This is a genomic window from Thalassotalea fonticola (genome assembly GCF_032911225.1).
Lineage (GTDB): Bacteria > Pseudomonadota > Gammaproteobacteria > Enterobacterales > Alteromonadaceae > Thalassotalea_A > Thalassotalea_A fonticola.
Window position 1 is genome coordinate 2,222,786 of the sequence record NZ_CP136600.1, and the last position, 23,055, is coordinate 2,245,840.

The following is a 23,055-nucleotide window of genomic DNA, read 5'->3' on the forward strand; positions in this document are numbered from 1 at the left end:
CCATTACAATGAAGACCAGATCATAAAAGAATTATATTATTAATACTGTTCTAAATTGTAACCTGAATGTTAATTATGGAAATAAGTCAGATTTTAGGCGAACCCGTGATAACCATCAGGAAATGATGGGAGCGCCCCCTTTCTATTTTTATGCCTTCCATCGCGGCAAGTCGACATTCCATCTTCCCTGATGTAAAAAAGTCAGTGACCTGAATCACTGACTTCTTGTATTTTAAGGTGAATGGTTTGTTATTTAAAACAAATCATCATCAATGTTGTAAAGGTGCTCTGCGCCGCTTAATGCGGTTGCAGCTAATGAAATACGACGAGGTAATAAACGGGCAAAGTAATGACGAGCAGTTAACACTTTACTCTTATAGAAGTCATCACTATCAACTTTTTCTAATGAAGCTTCAGCCATTTTCGCCCACATGTAGGCAAGAGCTGTGTAACCAAATACGTGCAAGTAATCAGTTGCTGCTGAGCCTAATTCATTTTTATCATTATCCGCTGCGGCTAGAACCCCTGCGGTTAATGATTCTAAATCGTCGATTGCAGCCGTTAATGGTGCAATAAACTCAACCATAGCAGCAGATGATGTCGCACTAATATAATCACGAACTTCTTCAATGAAAACGCCCATGAACTGGCCCTTGTTAGCCGCAACTTTACGGCCGATTAAATCCATGGCTTGGATACCATTTGTACCTTCATAGATTTGTGCAATACGAGTATCACGAACTAATTGCTCTTGACCCCATTCACGAATAAAGCCATGACCTCCAAAAACCTGTTGACCGGCAATGGTATTTTCTAAACCAATATCAGTAAAGAATGCTTTTGCCAAAGGCGTCATTAATGCCGTTAATACATCACCTTTTTGTTGTGCTGCACCGCTCGCGTATTTACTTAAATCTAATTGCATAGAAATATAAGTCGCAAGGGCACGGTTGCCCTCATTTAAGGCCTTCATATTAAGTAACATGCGACGAACATCAGCATGTACCATAATAGAGTCTGCTGCTTTTTCTGGGTTTTTCACACCAGTAGCGCTGCGACCTTGAATTCTGTCTTTGGCATACTCAAGAGCATTTTGATACGAACGTTCACCAGCACCTAAACCTTGTATGCCTACACCAATACGTTCATAGTTCATCATTGTGAACATGCACGCTAAGCCTTTATTGATTTCACCAACCAAGTAGCCTTCGGCATCGTCAAAGTTAATTACACAAGTAGATGAAGCATGTATCCCCATTTTATGTTCAATTGAACCACAAGTTACGTTATTCGCCTCACCTAGTGATTCATCTTCATTCACTTTGAATTTAGGTACTACGAATAGTGATATACCACGAGCACCAGCTGGTGCATCTGGCAATTTAGCCAGAACTAAATGCACGATATTTTCAGTAAGATCATGCTCACCACCGGTAATAAATATTTTACTGCCGCTAATATTGTAAGAGCCATTTTCATTGGGCACTGCTTTCGTGCGAATAATGCCTAGATCTGTACCGGCATGCGCTTCAGTTAAGCACATAGAACCAGCCCATTCGCCTGAGTACATACGTGTTAAATAGCGTTCTTTTAACTCTTCGCTGCCATGTTTAACAAGAGATAAACCAGCTCCTGCAGTTAAGCCTGGATATAACGAAAACGAGATGTCGCCAGCACAAAGCATTTCTTCATGTAACGCGGTTAGCATTTTTGGCATACCCATACCACCGTATTCAGGATCGCCACCTAGAGCAGTCCAGCCACCTTCAGCATACGTTTTGAAAGCTTCTTTATAACCAGGAGCCGTTGTTACAACACCGTTGTCAAAACTAACACCAACCTCATCCCCTTCACGAGATAAAGGTGCAATAACTTGCTCTGCAATTTTGGCACATTCTTGTAAGATAGCATCTGCCGTTTCTTTATCTACAGATTCTGCTAATGCTGGGATGTCTTGCCATAATTGTTCGGCTTTGAACACATCAAACAAAACAAAGTTCATATCTTTTAACGGTACTTTATATTCAGCCACGCTGCTCTCCGGTATATTTTTGTTAACTTATTGCTAGCATCATCGCTAAGAAATTAAGCTTTCCATAACGTCAATTCAAACTAACAATTAAAACACTTGTTTGAATAATGCAATATATTTTAAAAAGAGTAAAGAACAAAACTAGGTAATCAGAGCATTATTGTTAAAAAAGAATGAAAAAAAATCTCTATAGATAAACCTATACTTCAATAAACAATGAGCAAATTTCTTTAAAATTAGCCGTTTATTTCAACTAACAAGCTTAACTTTGACGTTTAATTCTAACCTCAGCAGGTGAGAGAACATATATATCATCAGCAAAAAAATGATCGCTGTTTGCTTGCTGCCACCAATCTTTCCACGGTGCATGTTGATTTGCTTCAGATAATAAATCGCCCTTTTCAAGGGGGCCAACTAAACTGCCAGTAGACATTAATAAGCCATATGGTGTTCTGCGCTTTAACATTTGCGGCATCAACTTGGCAGGATCGTCAAGTCCCATACTGCCCACCAATTCATAGAAGCTTTCTAGGGTATTATGGTGAAAGTTTTTCACTCTCTCGCTTTTTTCAGCAATGTTTATTGCTTTACTTCTGATTGGATCTTGCGTGGCAATCCCTGTTGGGCAGGCATTGGTATTACAATGTCGAGTTTGAATACAGCCGATAGACATCATCATAGTTCGAGCCGCGTTAACGGTATCTGCTCCTAGGACAATTTTTGATAATAAATCAAAACTTGATGCGGTAATTCCTGAACCAATAATTTTAATATTCTCTCTCAAGCCGATACCCGTTAAGGCATTATCGACAAAACTTATCCCTTCAAGAGATGCCATCCCCAAGCGGTTACTAAACTCTATTGGCGCTGCGCCAGTTCCTCCTTCAGAGCCGTCTACGGTGATAAAATCTGGACTTATTCCCGTTTCTAGCATCGCCTTACACAAACCAAGAAACTCAACGGGGTTACCAATACAAAGTTTAAAACCAATTGGTTTTCCGCCGCTTAATTCTCGTAATTTAACAATAAAATTTAATAATGCTTTTGGTGTTGTACATTCGGGGTTTATTGCTGGTGACACACAATCTCGTCCTTTCGGTATATGCCTAATTTGGGCTATTTCGTCAGTAATTTTTGCCGCAGGCAATACCCCGCCGTGTCCAGGTTTCGCGCCTTGACTCAACTTGATTTCGACCATTTTAATCTGTGGTTTATTTGCCATTTTAGCAAAACTGTCGGGATTAAAGTTTCCCTCATCATCGCGGCAACCAAAAAATCCAGATCCTATTTGCCAGACGATATCACCACCATGCTTTAAATGATAAGGACTAACTCCACCTTCGCCGGTATTGTGAAAACACCCAGCTTTTAAAGCACCTAAATTTAGCGCTTCTATGGCATTGGCACTTAAAGAGCCAAAACTCATCGCTGAAATATTTAAATAGGAGGCATTATAAGGCTGAGTACAATCGGGGCCGCCAAAGCATATTTTTTTAGCTGAATCGGTAACTTCTTTTGGATGCATGGAATGCCAAAGGCTAAGGTAGTTTTCTTCAAGAACGTTTCTTTGCGTGCCAAAAGCAATGGTATCTCTTACATTTTTAGCGCGCTGATACACTAGCGAACGTTGCTCACGATTAAATGGCCTTTCTTCGGTGTCATTAGCAATAAAATATTGCTGGATTTCAACTCGATAAGATTCAAGAAAATAGCGAATGTAAGCAACAACAGGATATAACCGATTTAAAGTATGCTTACTATAATAAATGTCGTAATAACCAATAGCAGTGTAGGTTATGGTGAGAATTAAAAAAAAGACTGGTAAAATTCCAGAAGAATTAAAGTAAAAAAATACAGATAAAATATTACCCAAACTTGCTATTAGCCAATAGCACTTTTGCATTATGGTCATACAACATCTCTTTTTGTAGTTAATGTACTTTAAGTATGTTCATAACCAAAAAAAACTCCACTTTGAAAGCGGAGTTTTATTATTTAGTACATTAATCAAACAATTAGAAAGTTGAGGCTACAGGTTTTCTTCTGCAAACTGTGCCAACGAACTTCGAACAACGCCGTTTAAATTTACCGTGGTACTACCTGGAAAGTCTTTAAAGCGTTCAACGATATAGGTTAAACCAGAAGTAAGTGCAGTTAGATAATTACTATCAATTTGCGCTAAATTACCCGAACAAACGAGTTTAGTGCCTTCACCACAACGAGTAATAATAGTTTTAAGCTGAGCTGCAGTTAAGTTTTGACATTCGTCGAGCAACACAATGGCATTTTGAATACTGCGACCACGCATAAAGTTAACTGACTTAAACTGAATATTAGCTTTTTCCATGATGTAATTCATGCTGCCACTCATACTCTCGTCTTGCTTGTGTAAAACTTCTAGAGAATCGGTAATGGCGGCTAACCAAGGCGCCATTTTCTCTTCTTCTGTACCAGGTAAAAAACCGATTGATTCAGCTATTTCAGGCGTGGAGCGAGTAACAATTACCTTGTCATACACACCACGTTCAACCACCATTTCCAGTGCAGAAGCAAGAGCCAGCAAAGTTTTACCACAACCAGCAGGGCCGGTTAAAATAACTAAATCAATATCAGGATCTAATAAAGCATCCATAGCCATACCTTGGTAGATGTTTTTCGGATGAATACCCCAGGCATTACGACCCATCAAGCGTTCATACCCTAAGTCCATAACCGCCATTTTGTCATCTTCGACGCCAATAATTTTACCGGCAAAAGTTTCATCCTCATCAATCAAGTATTCATTGATGTACGCAGCAGGTATAAGTGACTTATCCATCATGTGCTGCGTGTAACGACCATCAGTTTCACTTTCACAATCAGTTACCTGCTGCCAAAAATCACCAGAAAACTTATGGTAGCCCTTGGTTAGGAACTTAATGTCATCAACAAGTTGGTCTGTACGATAATCTTCAACATATGCAAGCCCTGCACCTTTGCCTTTCAAGCGCATATTAATGTCTTTAGTTACCAATACAACTCGCATATCTTGGCGACTTTCTTGCAGGTATAAGGCTGTGTTAATTATGCGATTATCATTTTCATTATCAGATAACGAACCGGCTTTTTGCTCTAAATTAAAGTCATTGAAAATGGCTAACGTACCTGGTTCGGTTTGGGATTCAATTTGATTTGGTAAAGGTACTCCAGCTAACACTTCTTCAGGGCTGGCATCCCTTAAAGTATCTTCAAGTGCCCTGATAGCAACTCGAGCATCGCGGCTTACATCTTTATTTCTGTCTTTTATACTGTCGAGCTCTTCCAAGACGGTCATCGGAATAACTACTTCATGTTCTTGGAACGATAAAAATGCAAACGGTTCGTGGAGAAGAATGTTGGTGTCTAAAACATAGATAGTGCTTTCGTCATTCATAATTTATCCTACAGCTGGCTATTGTTTCAACTGAGCGCTGTTGCGTTAACATTAAATATATTCAATATATCCAATAAGTTACACATAGCATCACTCGCTAAATTTATTGTTGCGCGTCTGTAACCATATTCCTTTAATTACTCATCCGTAAAACCACTTTCGCAGATTATTTACTTTGTTTCAACACTGAATAATGAAATATTTTTCAATTAAATCTATCCTTATATGCAAGGTTTATTTTTAGCACTTTTGGCCTGTATTTAACTTATTCAATAAATACAGATAAATGGGCAATTAATTGGTGAAATAACGATAATAAATCGTTACCATAGCGCACTTTCCAGCCCTGTTACTTATTATTTGGGTTCGTGTTTTAATTTGGAGTATATTTATGTCATTTTTTCTAGGTCAACGTTGGATCAGCGATACAGAGTCTGATCAAGGGTTAGGTACCGTTGTTGATTTAGCCGGCAGATTTGTCACCATTTTATTCACCGCGACCGGTGAATCGCGCCAGTATGCGATAAAAGATGCGCCCTTAACTCGAGTAGTTTTTAATGAAGGCGATGTGGTACCTTCACATGAGGGGTTTTCTATTACCATTACTGCAGTGGTAGAGAATAACAATTTATATACCTACACAGGCCATCGTGTAGATACCAATGAAATAGTCGACCTTAAAGAAATGATGCTAGATCATTTCATTAAATTTAATAAGCCGCACGACCGTTTATTAAACGGTCAATTTGATCGATTAGACTGGTATCAATTAAGAAAAACATCACTCAACTTTCAATATCAACAACAGCAATCAGAATTAACAGGGCTAGTTGGTGGGCGCGTTAGTTTAATACCGCATCAACTTTATATTGCCGAAGAAGTAGGTAAGCGTTTCGCCCCCAGAGTATTATTAGCCGATGAAGTGGGTCTAGGTAAAACCATTGAAGCCGGGTTAATATTACATCAACAACTTGTTTCTGGCCGTGCCAAGCGAGCATTAATTGCAGTGCCAGAATCATTAATGCATCAGTGGTTAGTTGAAATGTTACGTCGTTTCAATTTGAAATTCAGCATTTTTGATGCCGAGCGTTGTCAACAATATGAAGAGGGTGAAAATCCTTTTAGCAGCGAACAGTTAGTGCTGGTTAATTTAGACTTTTTAGCCAATAACCCAGATCAATTTGAAAATATCGCCAATGAAGATTGGGATTTACTGATTGTCGATGAAGCACATCATTTGTCTTGGTCACAAGATAATCCATCAATTGAATATCAATGTATTGAAATTTTAGCCGAAAGCATTCCTGGGGTATTGCTATTAACCGCGACTCCGGATCAACTTGGTCATGAAAGCCATTTTGCTCGTCTGCGTTTACTCGACCCGGATCGTTTTTATAACTACAGCGAATTTATTAAAGAAGAAGAGCAATACGGCGTAGTTGCCGATGCCGCCAATTCTATTTTATCGGGTGAAAACTTAAACAAAGAACAGCAAAAAACGCTAGTCAGCCTATTAAGTGAATCGGATGTCAGTAATGCGATTAACATTTTAAGTATTGATGGTGACGAGGACGTTAAGCAATCAGCACAAAAAGAGTTACTCTCACAATTACTTGACCGTCATGGCACTGGCCGTATTTTATTTAGGAACTCGCGCAATACCATTAAAGGTTTCCCTGAGAGAAAGCTGTTCGCTACTGAATTAGAATTGCCAGAGCAATATCATCAATGTTTACAAGAATACATTTGTAGCGATGACGATGAGCAATTAATGCAAAGCGCGGTGAGTAAGCAAATATTCACTCCAGAAACACTTTATCATTTAGATCATCAAGAACAAGAATGGGTTGATTTTGACCCAAGAGTCGAGTTTTTAATTAATTTACTCAATGAAAACCGTCAACAAAAAGTATTGGTTATTTGTGCGCATGCACAAACAGCAAAAGATTTAGAGCAAGCTTTACGTGTTAAAGAAGGCATTCGCGCAGCCGTATTCCATGAAGGCATGAGCATTTTTGAACGTGATAAAGCAGCAGCTTATTTCGCTCAAGAAGAAGATAGCGCACAAGTACTATTGTGTTCAGAAATTGGCTCTGAAGGTCGAAACTTTCAGTTTGCTCATCATTTAGTACTGTTTGATTTACCTCGTAACCCTGATTTATTAGAGCAACGTATTGGGCGCTTAGACCGGATTGGGCAAACTGAAACAATTTGTTTGCATGTGCCGTATTTTGCTAACTCGCCACAAGCACTTTTACTTCATTGGTATCATCAGGGGTTGAATGCTTTTGAACATACCTGTGTTACCGCAAGAGCGGTATATGAAGAGTTTGGTGAAGCAATGATGCATACTGCACTACAAGGATTGTGGCAGGATGATGCTGTTAGTAACCTTATTAACGCTTCACATCAGTTACACATAAAAATAAAAGCCGATTTAGAGTCAGGTCGCGATAAATTATTAGAACTGAACTCTTCAGGTCAAGGTAAAGCTGAGCAATTAGTTAAAGATATAGACGCACTAGATAATCAACATGAATTGGCACAATACATGTTCTCAGTATTTGATGTGTTTGGATTAGAACAAGATGATAAAGCAGATAATGCTATCGCCTTACAGCCAAGTGAGCACATGCTTAGCGCAAACTTCCCTTGTTTACCTGAAGGCGGTGCAACCATTACCTTTGATCGCCAGTCAGCGCTTAGTAATGAAGACTATCAAATGCTAACTTGGGATCATCCTATGGTGCGCGGCTCTATGGATTTGATTTTAACTGATGAAATAGGTAATGCCAGTATCGGTATTTTGAAAAACCCAGCGATTGCTGTTGGCACCTTCTTCATTGAAAACATATTCACCTTAGAAGCTATGGCGCCAAGCCAATTACAATTAGGCCGATACTTACCAACTACGCCTGTTCGTATTCTCTTAGATAAAAATGGCAACAACCTGTCTGATAAAGTTGGTGAAAGTGTCTTAGACAATCAACTGTCTCCGGTGAAAAAACAAACGGGTTTACAGCTTGTTAAAGCACTAAAAGGCGAAATACCTAAGCTGGTTGAAAAAGCTGAAAACTTTAGCCAGCTTAAAATTTCTGACATTCAACAAAAAGCGCTTACGGCAATGAATTCAGCGTTAGATGAGGAACATCAGAGGCTAACAGCTTTAGCAAAGATCAACCCTAATGTTCGTCAATCGGAGCTTGACTTTATTCGTCATCAACAAACTGAATTAACTCATTTTATCAACAATGCGCAACTTAAGTTTGAAGCTATCCGATTAATTGTTGTTAGTCATTAATTGCTGTCAATTAGAATAAAAGAAGAACCTAAATATGAGCGCCAATCCTGATTTTATTTATGAGCCACCAATGACTCCTTATCTTGAGATTATTTATCAAGATGAAGACATTGTGGTATTAAATAAACAAAGTGATTTACTGTCGGTAACAGGCCGCTTACCTGAACATCAAGATTGCTTGCAAACAAGAGTTTGTCGGGTATTTCCAACAGCAACCATAGTGCATCGTTTAGATATGGCGACATCTGGCATTATCATCATGGCCCTTAATAAGCCAAGCCATGTTGCTATTAGTCGACAATTTGAGCAACGCCAAACTGAAAAATACTATATCGCCCGAGTTCTTGGCCATATTAAAGAGCCAACCGGCGAAATTACCCTACCGCTAATTTGTGACTGGCCAAACAGGCCAATGCAAATGGTATGTTATGAACGCGGGAAACAAGCGCAAACTCATTACCAGGTGATAAGCCAAGATGAACACACGACTTTGGTAAAGTTAAAGCCCGTTACAGGCAGAACTCATCAACTAAGAGTGCATATGCGTGAACTTGGCCACCCTATCATGGGTGACCGATTGTATGCCCCCATCGAGGCAACAAAAGACAGAGAGCGAATGTGTTTACACTCGCAATTTTATGCCATTTTTCATCCTAGAACAGGTGAAAGAATAGAGTTTAATGCCGAGTGTCCTTTTGAATAAGTGCCTTGGCACTTATCTTCAAGTTGTAACAATCTAAAAAGTTGGCTACACCATAGCTCCGAAATAACCTCGAAGAGGAATAATCTCAAGAGCTATTAACCCAGATACTTTTGCCAAATTTTACTTACTTGCTCACGCTCTTTTAGCAATTGATCATCACTCATTTGTGTGGGTAAATTCTGCAATACCAAAGCATGACCGTTATCCCTTAATTCACAATAACTCGTCACTAACTGCGCCTCTTCTTCGACACTGATCAGTTGATGTTGCTGTAATAATTCAAATATCCTTACATTATCAGGAAAAGTGGTTAACTTTGGATTTTGAGCACTGTTATTTAACACTAAAAATTGTGCTAAAAACTCAATATCAGCCAAGCCGCCTATGCTTTGTTTAATATCAATCACATCGCTAGAGCTACGATCTAAATGATCACGCATCCGGGCTCGCATTTTAACCACATCTGCTAGAAGCTCGTCGGAATTACGTTTAGTTGTTAAAGTATTATGTCTAATTCTGGCAAAGTTATCGGCGAGTTCATCTTCACCGTAAACAACTCTAGCTCGTACAAGCGCTTGGTGCTCCCAAGTCCAGGCATCTGATTTTTGGTAATGTTCAAAGGTATCAATATGCACAGCCATCAAGCCAGAATTACCAGAAGGACGCAGACGCATATCTGCTTCATACAAGGTTCCGTTAGCGGTACGAGTATTAAATAAATGTAAAATTCGTTGCGCCATTTTTAAATAAAAATGACTGGCACTAATCGCTTTTTCGCCACTGGTCTGGTCATCTTTTTCTCGGTTATGAACAAACACTAAATCCAGATCTGAACCATAACCTAGTTCAAAACCACCAAGTTTTCCATAACCTATAACAGCAAAGCCTTTGTCATTAGTTCCTAATGTAGAGTTCGGCTGCCCATATCGGTGTACCATTTGCTGCCAAGCCATATTTACTACGTCGCTGATAATAGCTTCAGCTAAAGCAGTTAAATGGTCGCTTACTTTCATTACAGGCAATATTCCGGTAATGTCTGCGGCAGCAATTTTTAACTGTTTGGATTGTTTAAACTGTCTTAAACCTTCCATCTGTGCTTCAAGATCATCTTCTGGAATGCGCATCATATGTTCAGTTAATTGCGCTTTATAATCATCTATAGCTGTAATTGAATATAATATTTTTGGATCAATTAATTCATCCAACAGAATTGGGAACTTTGATAAATACTCACTGATCCAAGCACTGGCACGACATAACTTTAATAACTGTTTGAACGCTGGCGGATTTTCATAAAGCAATTCTAAATAAGCTGTTCGAGTAACAATCTTCGCTAATACTTGTAACGTTCTTTCCAGTGTGATTGCAGGCTCTGGCTCTTCGGTTAATTGCTCAATAATTACCGGCATTAATTTATCAATAACTACACGGCCACGATTACCAATACTACGCTTTTGTATTTCCGCTTTAAAATTAATTAGCTGCTTATGTATCTCTGCTGCGGGCCATTTAGGTTGTAATTTTAAAATCCAAGATATTGATTCTGCATCTTCCCAGTTTGCTAACCAGAGAGTTACCCAATGTTGATTTATGCTACTAGTTTTCTCATTATCTTCACCAATAAGTAAACTAAATTCATGATTAACTGCCTGCATATGTTGTTGGCAATGAGATAAATACTCATCCCACTGCTCAAAACCAAACAATTGACATAATCGTGTTTGGTTTTTTTCATCCGTGGGTAGTAGTTGGGTTTGTTGATCATTAAACGCTTGAATAGCATTTTCACTGCGCCGTAAAAAATAATAAGCGTTGAGTAAAACTTGCTTTGATGTTTCTTCAATACAGTCATGTTGTACTAATAAAGTTAACGCCGTTAATAGACTGCGTTGTTGTAACTCAGGGATCCTGCCACCACGGATAAGCTGAAATACTTGCGCAATAAACTCTATTTCTCGAATTCCACCTTCCCCCAATTTTATATTTTGCTGCTGTTGTCTCCTGCGAGCTTCCTGGGCAATCATCAACTTCATTTTTCGAAAACTTTCAATGACACTAAAATCGATATAGCGGCGGTATATAAAAGGCTTTAGTAAATCGTTGAGTGGCTGCTGATAGGTGTTTTCGCCAATAATTCGAGCTTTTAACATGGCATAGCGTTCCCAATCACGTCCTTGATCTTGGTAATAATTTTCTATTGCAGCAAAACTTAACACCAAAGGACCGCTGTCACCAAAAGGTCTTAAGCGCATGTCTACGCGATATACAAAGCCATCCTTAGTTACTTGATCAAGGGCGGCAATGAGCTTTTGCCCTAGCCTGGTAAAATATTGTTGGTTGTCAATACTCCGTCTTGCACCATGGGTCTCTCCGCCCTCTGGGTAAACAAAAATTAAATCAATGTCAGAGGAAAAATTGAGCTCTTTGCCGCCTAGCTTGCCCATGCCATAAACCAATAAAGGTTGCTCAATTCCATCTCTATTTTGTGGTTGCCCCCAAAGTGATTGACAATAATTTGATAGCCAATTTAATGCTCCCTCAATAAGGGTATCGGCTAAGTGAGATAAGTTAGCCAGTGAAGTTTTCAATTCACATTCCAGACTAAGATCGGCAATTGCCATAGCAATTAGAAATTTATTTCGTAACTGTCTTAATACTTGCTGCAGTTCATCTTCAGTTTTACAGTGTTCTATTTGGGCAAAAATATAAGGTTTGGCATCTATAACTTCAGTAAAATTAAACAGGTTATTACTAATGGTATCAATAACCCATTGCGGTTTACTGATCAAACCTTCTGCGACAAAGTCACTCATCGCAAAAGCATGCTTTAATAATGTTATTTGCTCAGCAGTTAATGATTGCAATACTTCAGGAGCATTTTCAGCAAAACGCGAAAAGTGAGAATTTTGTTGTTGCAGTAGTATGTCCTGCACAATGGTTGAACTTAAATCTTTCACTGTCGAATTCCATTAATGATAAATTTTGGCAAACAATTGCAACAGATTGAAACAATTGAGAATAGACATATTATGTCGTTAGTGGTATTAATACCGAGTCTAATAGGTATACCCCCTTTACCTTAGCATTTTTGAAGGAAAGAGAGCAGGAATGCAATCAATAAAAATTATATTGCTGGTGATAGTCGTATCACTAACCGGTTGTAGCGACCCATATATTGAGCAAATAAAAGGTCAAACACCGATCACTGAGCAGCGTATAGCGCAACTTGGTAATGCCCTGGAGAATGGTCAAGTGCGCAATGCGAACTTGATCGACCAATACGCAGAAAAAGTTCTATCAGCAAAGCCTGACATGGAACCTCTTGTTGCTGAATTTAAAAAAGACGCAACAATTAATGGCCCCATGTATCTAGCGCTATTAGATCGAATTAACACGGTTAAAAACCAACCACAAATGTTTGATGATAATAAGGCAATTTATCAAGAGTTGCTCAATATATATCAGGCTGCCGATCCGGTTTTATATTCTGATGCATTAAGCGACCCATTAAACGTATTAGCCGATATGTCTGATGGTGCTTTACCAAGAATCAACTCCGTTAGCAAAGAACAAGGCTTACTCGCTAATAATGCCCAAGATTTTGGTGTAGGTTCGCAATTAGTGGGCAACCCGTCCTATGGTAGTTGGCAAACAGGTAGCTCAGGTATGTCATTTTGGGCTTGGTATGGCATGTACTCAATGATGGGAAATATGTTTGGCGGCAATCGTATTTATTATGATAGCTGGGGTCGAAATAGAGGTTACAGTTATTACAATGATTATGGTCGAAGTCGATATACTTCGCCAAGGGATATGCGCAAGCAGTCACAAGTTGAAACCAGAACACGTAAGTCATTTGAAAGCAAAGGTCAAAAGTTTACCAGCACCTACAGTAAAAACAGAAAAGGTTCATCTGGCTTATCCAAACAAAGCCAGAATGCGCAAAAAACGGCGAGCAAATTTAGAAGCAATGGCGCGAGCTCTTCAAAATTTAGTAATAAATCTAAATATTCTAAACAAAAGACTAAACCACGCTTTCGTCAAAAAAGAAAATCATTTATTTCTCGCGGTTTTAGACGCAGAAGATAACAGGAAAAATAATGGATAACTTATTAAATTTTGGTGCTATTGATCAGCACATTCTAATCATACTAGCCATCGATATTGCCATTGCAATTTTGCTGTTGTCGGCGATGCGATTTATTGCCGGACTTTCAGCAAAAGTAAATACCACCGACGAACTAGCAAAAGAAGACAATTTTGCCTTTGGTATTAGTGTTGCAGGCTCAGTTGCGGCATTAGGTATTGTAATGACCGGTGCGGTAACAGGAGAGCATTCTGTCAGCTATGAAGTTGAAGCAATTGGGATGTTGGCTTATGGCTTATTTGGCCTGATATTAATCAAACTGGGACGTTTGATACACGATAAGTTTGCACTGCATCAACTAGATAAAATGGCTGAAATTAAAAAACGAAATATTTCAGTCGGTATTGTAGATGCTGCAGGAGTTATTGCCACAGCATTAGTTATTCGCGCCGTACTAATTTGGGTAGACGGCCTAGATGTGTATACCTTTGTTGCGATTGGTAGCGGCTTTATTGTTTCACAAATTATTTTGGTGTTAGTTACTCGAATTCGTGAAGTGCACTTTGCTAAAAACAATCAAAAAGATTGCATGCAAGAAGCGTTAACTGATGGTCAAGTTGCCCTCGCTATTCGTTATAGTGGTCAAATAATTTCAACATCGCTAGCTGTTACCGCCGCCAGTTATTTCTTAATTTATACACCTGAAACTATTGTCGAAAACTTAATCGGCTGGTTAGTGTTTGGCCTGATCATGACTGTCGTTGTATCGGTTTTAACCTCTATCGCTAAACGTATAGTGTTATGGGGGATTAATATGGCTGAAGAAGTTGATCAGCAGCATAATGTTGGTGTTGCCAGTGTTGAAATGGCGGTAAGTATTTCTATTGCATTAATCTTAACGGCTTTAATGGTATAGCGTTAAGATCTTTAAAAATAGGTGGCGCTAACTTTCAGAACACGCTTGACATATTATGTCACCGTGCTACATTAACATCACCTGACATAATATGTCACCTTAGCTTTATAGAGTGACTCTTGTCTTGTTTAACGAAGGATAATCATGAACATACATAAAATCGCGGATCATTTAAATGGATTAGCTGATCAATCAGCAACAGGGCTAATGTTTGATTGCCAACCTATTTCTGGTGACGTTGATGTTTTACAAATAACCATCACGGATCGTGAAGAGTTACCTATTTTTGTTTCGGTTACCGATGATCAAATACTTTGCATTACCTACTTGTGGGGTGAAGAAGAAGTAAAAAGCGATAAACGAGTAGCAATGCTAGAAGCAATGTTGGAAATGAATATCCCAATGCCATTGTCATCATTTTCGAAAATAGGCGATAAGTATGTCATTTTCGGCGCGCTATCAATTGGCTCTTCATTCGATGATATTGAACATGAATTGGCAGTGCTTAGTAACAATGCGATTGAAGTAATTGACGATATGGATGAGTTTTTAGTTTAAAGCGCTAAATATGAGCTTTGAAAAACCATCAATATCCAGTACAGAATTAATGGAGTACATATGAGTATTTTTAAAAAAATTATGACCGCTATTCGCGGTGGCGCAACTGAAATGGGCGAAGGCATAGTCGATGCAAATGCAACCCGCATTTTTGAACAGGAAATTCGTGATGCTGAAAACCATTTAACTAAAGCAAAACGCGATTTAACATCTGTTATGGCTCAGCAAATGGCGTCAAGCCGAGATGTTGATAAAGTGAAGCGTGATATTGCTGAACACGAGGGTTATGTTGCACAAGCTTTAGAAAAAAACAATGAAGCTTTAGCCCTACAAGTGGCCGAGAAAATTGCCAGCTTGGAAAATGAACTCAGCACAGGGCAACAAGCGTTAGACAGCTTTAGCACCAATGCTGATAGATTAAAAGATTTAGTCAAAAAAGGTGAACGCCAAGTTGCTGAATATAAACGCCAGCTTTCTATGGTTAAAACCACCGACAGCGTACAAAAAGCAACATCAGCAATTACCGATAACTTCTCATCAAGCAGCTCGAAACTGCTTAATGCTAAAGACTCACTTGAGCGAATTAAAGCAAAACAACAAAAATTTGACGATCAATTAAAAGCTGCTGAAGTGCTTGATGCCGAAAATTCGGATAGCTCATTAGAAGCACAACTTAAGGAAGCCGGCATTGGTAGCCAAGACAACAGCGCTAACTCTGTGCTAGAACGCATTAAAGCTAAGCAAAAATAAATAACTATTAACAGGCATCCATTATCGATGCCTGATTTTGATTCAGGGAATAATTAATGCAAATCGGCATGGCGCGCTCTTTCGCATTCATTACATCCTGTAAATCATGGTAATAGATTTAAAACCTTTTATTTAATATACATGGTGATAAATGAGCTTTTTTAAAAAGCTGTTTAATAAAGACAGTATTGAACCACGTCAATTAAACCAACCTAAAGATCTAATGATAAAAGACATCATTATTTTTTCTGACAGTTTTGCCTTACCAGAAAACTTGCGCAATAAGCAATTTCAAGTAGCTAACATTAATACCCATGAATTCGAACATAAGCAAATTACCGAGTGGCAACTTGATGGTTCGGCTGAACAGCAAATTTATTTAAGCCTTGAACAGGGCCAACAACAATATCTCAAACTTACGATGAAAGTTTCTGATAGCTGCGTAGAGGGTTTATTTAACCTTGATGAATTTTCAGAAGTATTTGAAGCTCCTGGCAATGCCCTTTTGAATCGTCTGTGCGAAACTTCGCAAACAGCCGGCTGGACGAGCGAGCAATATCAACAAACTGCATTTGCTCAAATGGGCTACTTTCACCGCAAAGATCACCGCTTAAATAAACCTTCAGAGTTTGAAGGTGAAGATTCGGGCGAAGCGTTTGAGTTTTATAGTTTACGTGGTGTCGATGATCAATACTCAGTTGATATACAAATTTGGCAAGATGGTGACACAGATGTATTTGTAAATTTGTATCGACCAACATCTGATATTAAAGAGTATTATCCGGGGAGCTAAGATGACGACTAGGAAACTACCTGAAAAATGGCAATCAAATGTTAACGCAGTAAAAGCCGTTCAAGTTGCATTTGATATGGATGAAAAAGTACAGAAAGAAATTCGCAAAGCCGCTGTTGAAGCTAGCCTTAGTCCATCAGATCAAATTAGAATGATATTAGGTTTGCCGGTGCATAAAAAACCTAAACGTCCACGTTTAACCGTTTCTTTAAGTAGTGAAGACTATCAGGTATTAGGTAATAAGTACGGTATACAGCCGACAGAGCAACTCGAAATAAAGCGTAAATTAATGGATGAGTTAATTGAATTTGTAAATGAAAATTAAACCTGCTGTTAATTGATTACATCTCGTTACTACATTATTCCAACAATACAGGTAGAATAAGTGGGTGTTAATTAATTTGCAGAGTGTGTCATTTTTCTATGCTTGTTCTTATTCGTAAAGCCCGCTTTTACAAAGTCGATGAATTCGGCGTAAAAAATTACCATAACAGTTACCTGATCGCTATCGCATTTATTATGCTTTACGTCACCATGTTTCTTTTTTCGGCAGCTTTAATACATTTTGAAAGTGCTCATATTGATGCCAACATAACCAGTTTTTATGAGGCTTTTTGGACACTACAAATGACTGCTAGCACGATTGGCTATGGGGATTTCCACCCGGTTTCTACTGGCGGAAAAGTCATTGCTACCTTAATGTTCTATATCGGCTTTGGTTTGGTTGGTTTTATTGTCACTAAAGTTTTGGGATCGATCATTGGTTTTTCCAATACAGATGTGAGAAACCGTGAACTTCGCAAACAAAATTCCGAAATTATAGAACGCAATAAAATGCTTGAAAGAAAAGTAGATTCACTGGTGAAAGTATTAGAAAAAATCAGCTAAAAGCTTAATTCAACTGACTTTTAATTAGATACTATACAATTACTTTAGCCAATAAGGCTGTAAATTAAGCGCAGCAGCCTTACAATGCTCTAAAGCACATAATAAGTTTTCAACTTTATCATCTAACCACGATATAAGTTTTTGCGGTATTTCTTCACTGCTACCTTGTAAGTGTCCTTTTAACAAAGTTAATGTTTCAAGTTCATCAATCCCCAAGTGTATATCAAGCCACGGACCTCGAAAGTCCATACGTTGCTCTATATCATATAAACCACCAAACCAACTACCAGTTAATAGGCTTCTGATAATTAAATGATGATTATCGATATATTCCGCAGCAGTTAAAGGTTTATCTCGATGAATAGCTTTATTTAAGGTATCTAAATTTAACGATAACCAACTGGGTGCCAAGTCAAGGAGCTCGGTTTTATGCTCTTCACTTTCCGGTTCATTCAGAATAAATTCCAACATACTTAACTGTAATAAATTAAAAGCTTCACCATGAAGTAATTTAATCATTTGTTCAAAGTCGATCAATTGATGCTTTTCGTTCTTTAGCTCAGCCAACAAACTTTTGCTGTACTCAATTTTTTTCCGGTAATTACCTTTTTTAGTGGTTAACTCACGGATTTGACGCGCAGTTTCAACCCATGCCAGTTCAGCTAAAACAACCTTAATTTGTATACGGATAGAGTCGGCTTTATCGCTGGGTAAATAATCTTTATATAACCATAACCCATGTCTGGCTAACGCTAATGAATCTGATATTTCTTTCAATAAATGTAAATTGGGCTCAGCAACAAATTGACTGACCAACTGCTGTAATTGCGATAGACATTCACTAAAGCCAGCTTTAAAAGATTCTAAAATAGTCATGCTAGGCTCAAAAGCTAAAACAGTACTGGCACTACTAATATGAGACTCAGTGCGACCAAACACTAAACCATAGCCCCTAGCCGCTTTACTTAAGGTGCCAGGTCGCATTGCTATTACAGAGGTTAACGAATGGGCCAAAATGAAAATTGAACTTGCATCACCACTTATTAATTCCAATTCAATTTCATTAATAAGCTCGCGGCTCTGGCTTGAACAAATCTCACCTTGATCGAACGCCAATTCTATTTGACTGTTATCAGGCATAGTAACCAACCAAGTCATGCGCTTAAAGTTAGTATCAAATAGAGCCGTTATTTGCTCTTGCACAGATTCAACATCAAGGGTTGGCGGCCATATATCATTAGGAAATAAAGCCAGATTGACGTTGGCAGATCCCAAAGAGATATTGTATTCGGGTCGTTGATGTAAACCACCTACGGTAATACCGGAGGTTTTTATTGTTTGTTCTATTTCACCTTTATTATTTTGGCGAATACGCAAACCAATATCCGCCTTTCGTAAGGCTAAATCGGGGGTATCGTAATAACAATTTGCGAGAGTTTTAGTTTTGCAAGAAAAAGGATATTTTAATTGGTTTAAAAGGTTAGTAATAACAGCAGGTATATCATCACCTAAAACTAAATATTTCAGTTCTATTTCTGTGTCCATTAAAGTTTGTTTACAATCTCATTGTTTAGTCAGTAGATTGTTAACCATACAAAAGCTGAAACCTGCTTTCAATCAAAAAATGAACAATTTAAGAAATACTCCAATATGTTTACTCATTAAATCAAAAAATAAGACTAGATTCAGTGAGATAATCTTGCTATCCAATGCACAAACACCTAATATTTAATGCAATTAATTACCGTATTTAGAAGTCAGTAATGAACACAATTCAAAAAATAATTAGCCTCTTAATTTTTACAGTTTCTTGTTCCGCATTTGCCCAAGAAAATCCAGAAAATAAAACAGGATTCATCAGTGATGACTTATTTATTTACTTTCACTCTGGCCCCGGCACGCAATATCGAATTTTAGGTAGTATTAACGCTGGTGAAGAAGTACAGCTGTTAGGTGCTATCGACAATGACTACCAACAGGTACAAGACACGCAAAACCGCAAGGGTTGGGTAGATGCTAAATATATATCTGCCACACCAGGGCTGCGAGTTGTCTTAGCCGAGCTCAATGAAGAGTTAGCCGATAAAACAGCGCAACTTGGTAATTTACAAACAAAAATGAGTGAAACCAATAAACAATTAAATGCCTTAAAACAACAAAACCAACAAGTAGTAAAAGAGAATAAAGATATCAGCCAAAAATTTGAACAGGCGAGTAGCGAACTGGATGAAAAAGATTTAAACATCAAGCTCACTTGGTTTACCTATGGTGCAGGTGTTTTGGTACTAGGGTTGATTCTTGGTTTAATTTTGCCCAGGTTTGCAGGCAGAAAAAGTAATTATTCTTCTTGGGGCTAAGCTCTAAGTCTTATGAAAGTTATATTCGATGTTCTTCATCTTTACTATTTGCCACAATACCTTCCTGTTCATCAGGAATTAAAAAAACAAGGCATAATTACCAGTTTCGTTTTTTACCATGGTATTCATGATGATGTCATTAACTCTATTATTAGTGAAAATGAATTACCTCACATCTGGGTAGACTCTGAACAACAGGCTTGCAACTATTACCTAAATGAGAAAGCACAATGGATTTTCTTTGCAAATGCATTTCGTTTATTAGAGCAGGTTCATACAGTAAGTAAATCGGCACAGTTAGGGCATGGTATAGGCCCGAAAGCTAGCTATTACACTAAATCAGATACACCTATGACAGTACGATTTGTCGAAGGTGAATATCGCTGCAACCGCCTGTTAGAAATGTACCCTAATGATACGTTTATAGATGTTGGCTTTTGCAAGTTGGACCCTATTATCAACAAAATAGAACAAGGCTTTGATTTACAAACTTTAGGGTTAGATCCATCTAAACCTACACTTACGTACGCACCAACTTTTTATCCAAGCAGCATTGAATGCTTCCCTAAAAATTGGCCAAATAATTTTAGTAATTTCAATATTTTAATCAAGCCACACTATTTTTCAATTGCCAAAGATAAGTATCATAAACAAAAACAGTTGTTAGAACACTGGGCTACATTCAACAACGTTTATTTAGCTAAAACATCTGACTATTCATTAGTTCCTTTTCTAGCTAACTCAGATGTTCTTATAAGTGATGCATCATCAGCGCTTTTTGAGTTTGCCGCATTAAACAAGCCGGTTGTTTGGTGTGACTTTTTAAAACTGCGTTGGAGTTACAGTGGCATCTTTTCATACCGCTTTAAAAAACGTATGGACCAGGATTATGGCGAATATGGCGATATAGCCGTGCATGCAAAAAGTTACTCGCAATTACGTGACTTAGTGAATGAGCAGTATCAACAACCGAAAATGCTGGAACAAACTCGACTAGCTTTATCAAATAAATTAGCCGGAATTTTAGATGGTAAAGCCAGCCAACGAATAGTTGAGTATTTAAAAAGCAACCAATGACAGGTTCGTTCAAACTACCTTTTAATACAATTTTCTAATATTGTATTAAATAAAAAACAAGCTACAATACCGGGTTAATGTTGCACGGCACAAATTATCTTTATTCAACCATAGGTGTATTATGAAAAAAATTGGTTATACAACTGGCGTCTTCGATTTATTCCATGTGGGCCACTTAAACGTCCTCAAAAGAGCAAAACTAGAATGCGATTATTTAATTGTCGGGGTAACAAGCGATGAATTGAGTATGTCTGCAAAAAACAAACAACCGATAATCCCTTTCAATGAGCGTATGGAAATAGTAGAGCACATTAAGTTTGTTGATGAAGTGGTGCCCCAAATGAATTACGACAAAGAAGAGGCTTGGAACAATCTAAAGTTTGATAAAATGTTTGTCGGTGATGACTGGAAAGGCACAGACAAATGGAATCAAATAGAAGAAGATTTTTCTAAATTTGGAGTTGAAATATGCTACTTCCCCTACACTACACACACCTCGAGTACTTTTTTACGAGAAGTATTAAGTAAAATATAATAACCCCCGAAATCAGCCTAAATGATTTTAGGCTGATTTAATTTTCTGTTTATTATGGGTTTACTCTTATAATTCATCGAATTACTACATTAGAATCAGATAAAATGAAATATCCTGAAAAGAAATTTACTCTCCCTCTGAGCTTGTTATTTATAAGCTTAAATTCTTTTGCTGAACCTTGGATTGATACTTCAAATATTTTTTTGAGAGCTGATTTACAATTACTTTCTGATAAAGGCCATATAAATACTACAACGACTACCTACCCTATTATGTGGGCAGAGGTTTCTAGGGCATTAAAATCTGTAGATGAAACTTCCTTGGATGAAACAAGTAAAAATGCTTATTGGCATATAAAACAGCACTTACGAAGAGCTAATAATAACCAGCATAAAATTGAGCTTAATTTTGCAACTAAAGATAAGCGGTTTACTAGCTTTGGTGACGAATATCGCGATGATAATGTAGCCAAAGGTGGGTTTAGTTTTATCGGTGATGCTTGGTCAGCTAAATTATCCGCTTCTATAGTTGATACTCCCGAAGATGGTGAAGAAGCTAGAATAGATGGCAGTTATATAGCAACACATATCGGGAATTGGGTACTTTCAGCTGGGGCGTACGATCGTTGGTGGGGGCCTGGTTGGGATAGCAACTTAGCATTAACGAATAATGCTAGACCATTAGCAGGTGTTGCGATTTCTAGAAAAACATCAGAGCCTTTTGTGATGCCTTTTTTCAATGATATAAAAATTCCCTGGACTGTGACTACATTTATGAATGTGTTTGAAGAAGACCGTCATGTACCTAACACTTGGTTATGGGGTTTTCGGTTAAACTTCAAACCGATACCAAGTCTTGAGCTGGGCATAACTCGGCTTGCACAATGGAACGGAGATAATCGTCCTGGTGGTTTTGATACTTTCATGGACGTTTTAGCAGGCAAAGATAATTGCGAACTAACGGCAAAAGAGTGTGATGATCTAGATTTAGAGCCTGGGAACCAATTAGCCGGCGCTGACGCTAGATATACTGCAAACTGGTTTGCGCAACCATTTAGTATTTATACTCAAATGATGGCTGAGGATGGAAACAGTAAAAATGGGGATTTAGTTGGGCAAAAAGTGTGGACTTATGGTGCTGACACCCAACTATTTATGTTTGACACATACTGGCGAGCTTACCTCGAGTATACCGATAGTTATACAGATTGCACACCGAGAAACTCTGACGATCGGTTAGGGGTAGGCGATTGCTTATACGAGCACCATATTTACCGCTCAGGTATGCGCTATGAAGGCAGAGCTATAGGTAATTTATATGATAATGACTCAGAAACCTATGTGTTAGGGTTTGTCTCTCAACTCACAAATTTATCTAGCTGGGAAATTAAACTTAAATATTTAGATTTAAATTATGACAATAGCGATTGGTATCCTGATGATCCAAACTTAGGTAATACAGTTACAAAAGTTGCTGAAGAAGTGTATATGCTAAGTATTAAATATCAATTAAGACAAGGCAGATTCAAATATACGGTAGGTGGGGATTACAGCAAATCATCTTACATTAATGAAGATTTAAAAGATTCATCTGAACCTAATATGTACTTTAATGTTGAGTACATTCTGTAATTCAAGCATTAAAAC

At 38.1% G+C, this 23,055-nt stretch carries 18 protein-coding genes; 13 read left to right on the forward strand and 5 right to left on the reverse strand.

Features of this window, described 5'->3' with window-relative positions; translation table 11 throughout:
* Positions 1–253 precede the first annotated feature (253 nt).
* From RI844_RS09100 to RI844_RS09110, 3 genes are all read right to left on the reverse strand, one after another.
* Positions 254–2,032: an acyl-CoA dehydrogenase C-terminal domain-containing protein gene (locus RI844_RS09100; protein ID WP_348398132.1), complete on the reverse strand. Its 1,779-nt coding sequence runs from the start codon at positions 2,030–2,032 to the stop codon at positions 254–256.
* A gap of 262 nt (positions 2,033–2,294) precedes the next feature.
* The gene (locus RI844_RS09105) at positions 2,295–3,944 is read right to left on the reverse strand and encodes an FMN-binding glutamate synthase family protein (protein ID WP_348398133.1); all 1,650 of its coding nucleotides are present in this window, start codon (positions 3,942–3,944) and stop codon (positions 2,295–2,297) included.
* A gap of 117 nt (positions 3,945–4,061) precedes the next feature.
* Entirely contained in the window at positions 4,062–5,444 is a 1,383-nt protein-coding gene (locus RI844_RS09110) for a PhoH family protein (protein ID WP_348398134.1), read from the reverse strand.
* 391 nt (positions 5,445–5,835) lie between these two features.
* Between RI844_RS09110 and rapA the strand changes: the two genes are divergently transcribed.
* Together rapA and RI844_RS09120 are read left to right on the forward strand one after the other, a co-directional pair.
* Positions 5,836–8,745 (forward strand): RNA polymerase-associated protein RapA, encoded by a 2,910-nt coding sequence (gene rapA, locus RI844_RS09115; RefSeq protein ID WP_348398135.1) that lies wholly within the window; start codon positions 5,836–5,838, stop codon positions 8,743–8,745.
* Between the two features lie 34 nt (positions 8,746–8,779).
* Positions 8,780–9,448 carry a pseudouridine synthase gene (locus RI844_RS09120; RefSeq protein WP_348398136.1) on the forward strand — a complete coding sequence of 223 codons (669 nt, stop codon included), beginning with the start codon at positions 8,780–8,782 and terminating at the stop codon, positions 9,446–9,448.
* Positions 9,449–9,543: 95 nt separating this feature from the next.
* Here the strand turns inward: RI844_RS09120 and glnE are convergent, their stop codons facing one another.
* Complete coding sequence (gene glnE / locus RI844_RS09125) at positions 9,544–12,405, reverse strand: bifunctional [glutamate--ammonia ligase]-adenylyl-L-tyrosine phosphorylase/[glutamate--ammonia-ligase] adenylyltransferase (protein WP_348398137.1); 2,862 nt, start codon at positions 12,403–12,405, stop codon at positions 9,544–9,546.
* Positions 12,406–12,556: 151 nt separating this feature from the next.
* Here glnE and RI844_RS09130 point away from each other — a divergent pair, with 151 nt between their 5' ends.
* The 7 genes from RI844_RS09130 (at position 12,557) to RI844_RS09160 (ending at position 17,440) form a co-directional block, all read left to right on the forward strand.
* On the forward strand, positions 12,557–13,537 hold the full coding sequence (locus tag RI844_RS09130; RefSeq protein WP_348398138.1) for a hypothetical protein: 981 nt from the start codon (positions 12,557–12,559) through the stop codon (positions 13,535–13,537).
* A gap of 11 nt (positions 13,538–13,548) precedes the next feature.
* Positions 13,549–14,451: a DUF350 domain-containing protein gene (locus tag RI844_RS09135; RefSeq protein WP_348398139.1), complete on the forward strand. Its 903-nt coding sequence runs from the start codon at positions 13,549–13,551 to the stop codon at positions 14,449–14,451.
* Positions 14,452–14,595: 144 nt separating this feature from the next.
* Positions 14,596–15,009, forward strand: coding sequence for a YjfI family protein (locus tag RI844_RS09140; protein WP_348398140.1), 414 nt, complete (start codon positions 14,596–14,598; stop codon positions 15,007–15,009).
* A gap of 60 nt (positions 15,010–15,069) precedes the next feature.
* A complete protein-coding gene (locus tag RI844_RS09145) occupies positions 15,070–15,759 on the forward strand; it encodes a PspA/IM30 family protein (protein WP_348398141.1) in 690 nt (229 codons plus the stop codon).
* Positions 15,760–15,910: 151 nt separating this feature from the next.
* Positions 15,911–16,552, forward strand: a complete 642-nt coding sequence (locus tag RI844_RS09150) for a hypothetical protein (protein WP_348398142.1) — start codon at positions 15,911–15,913, stop codon at positions 16,550–16,552.
* A gap of 1 nt (position 16,553) precedes the next feature.
* Positions 16,554–16,877 carry a hypothetical protein gene (locus tag RI844_RS09155; protein WP_348398143.1) on the forward strand — a complete coding sequence of 108 codons (324 nt, stop codon included), beginning with the start codon at positions 16,554–16,556 and terminating at the stop codon, positions 16,875–16,877.
* Positions 16,878–16,975: 98 nt separating this feature from the next.
* The gene (locus RI844_RS09160) at positions 16,976–17,440 is read left to right on the forward strand and encodes an ion channel (RefSeq protein WP_348398144.1); all 465 of its coding nucleotides are present in this window, start codon (positions 16,976–16,978) and stop codon (positions 17,438–17,440) included.
* 39 nt (positions 17,441–17,479) lie between these two features.
* Here the strand turns inward: RI844_RS09160 and RI844_RS09165 are convergent, their stop codons facing one another.
* On the reverse strand, positions 17,480–18,985 hold the full coding sequence (locus RI844_RS09165; protein ID WP_348398145.1) for a CYTH domain-containing protein: 1,506 nt from the start codon (positions 18,983–18,985) through the stop codon (positions 17,480–17,482).
* 218 nt (positions 18,986–19,203) lie between these two features.
* On the opposite strand from RI844_RS09165, the gene RI844_RS09170 reads away from it, so the two are divergent.
* From RI844_RS09170 to RI844_RS09185, 4 genes are all read left to right on the forward strand, one after another.
* Positions 19,204–19,797: a TIGR04211 family SH3 domain-containing protein gene (locus RI844_RS09170; protein WP_348398146.1), complete on the forward strand. Its 594-nt coding sequence runs from the start codon at positions 19,204–19,206 to the stop codon at positions 19,795–19,797.
* 12 nt (positions 19,798–19,809) lie between these two features.
* Positions 19,810–20,874, forward strand: a complete 1,065-nt coding sequence (locus RI844_RS09175; RefSeq protein WP_348398147.1) for a CDP-glycerol glycerophosphotransferase family protein — start codon at positions 19,810–19,812, stop codon at positions 20,872–20,874.
* A 121-nt stretch (positions 20,875–20,995) separates the two neighbouring features.
* Positions 20,996–21,409: an adenylyltransferase/cytidyltransferase family protein gene (locus RI844_RS09180; RefSeq protein ID WP_348398148.1), complete on the forward strand. Its 414-nt coding sequence runs from the start codon at positions 20,996–20,998 to the stop codon at positions 21,407–21,409.
* Positions 21,410–21,513: 104 nt separating this feature from the next.
* The gene (locus RI844_RS09185; protein ID WP_348398149.1) at positions 21,514–23,040 is read left to right on the forward strand and encodes a capsule assembly Wzi family protein; all 1,527 of its coding nucleotides are present in this window, start codon (positions 21,514–21,516) and stop codon (positions 23,038–23,040) included.
* Positions 23,041–23,055: the final 15 nt, after the last annotated feature.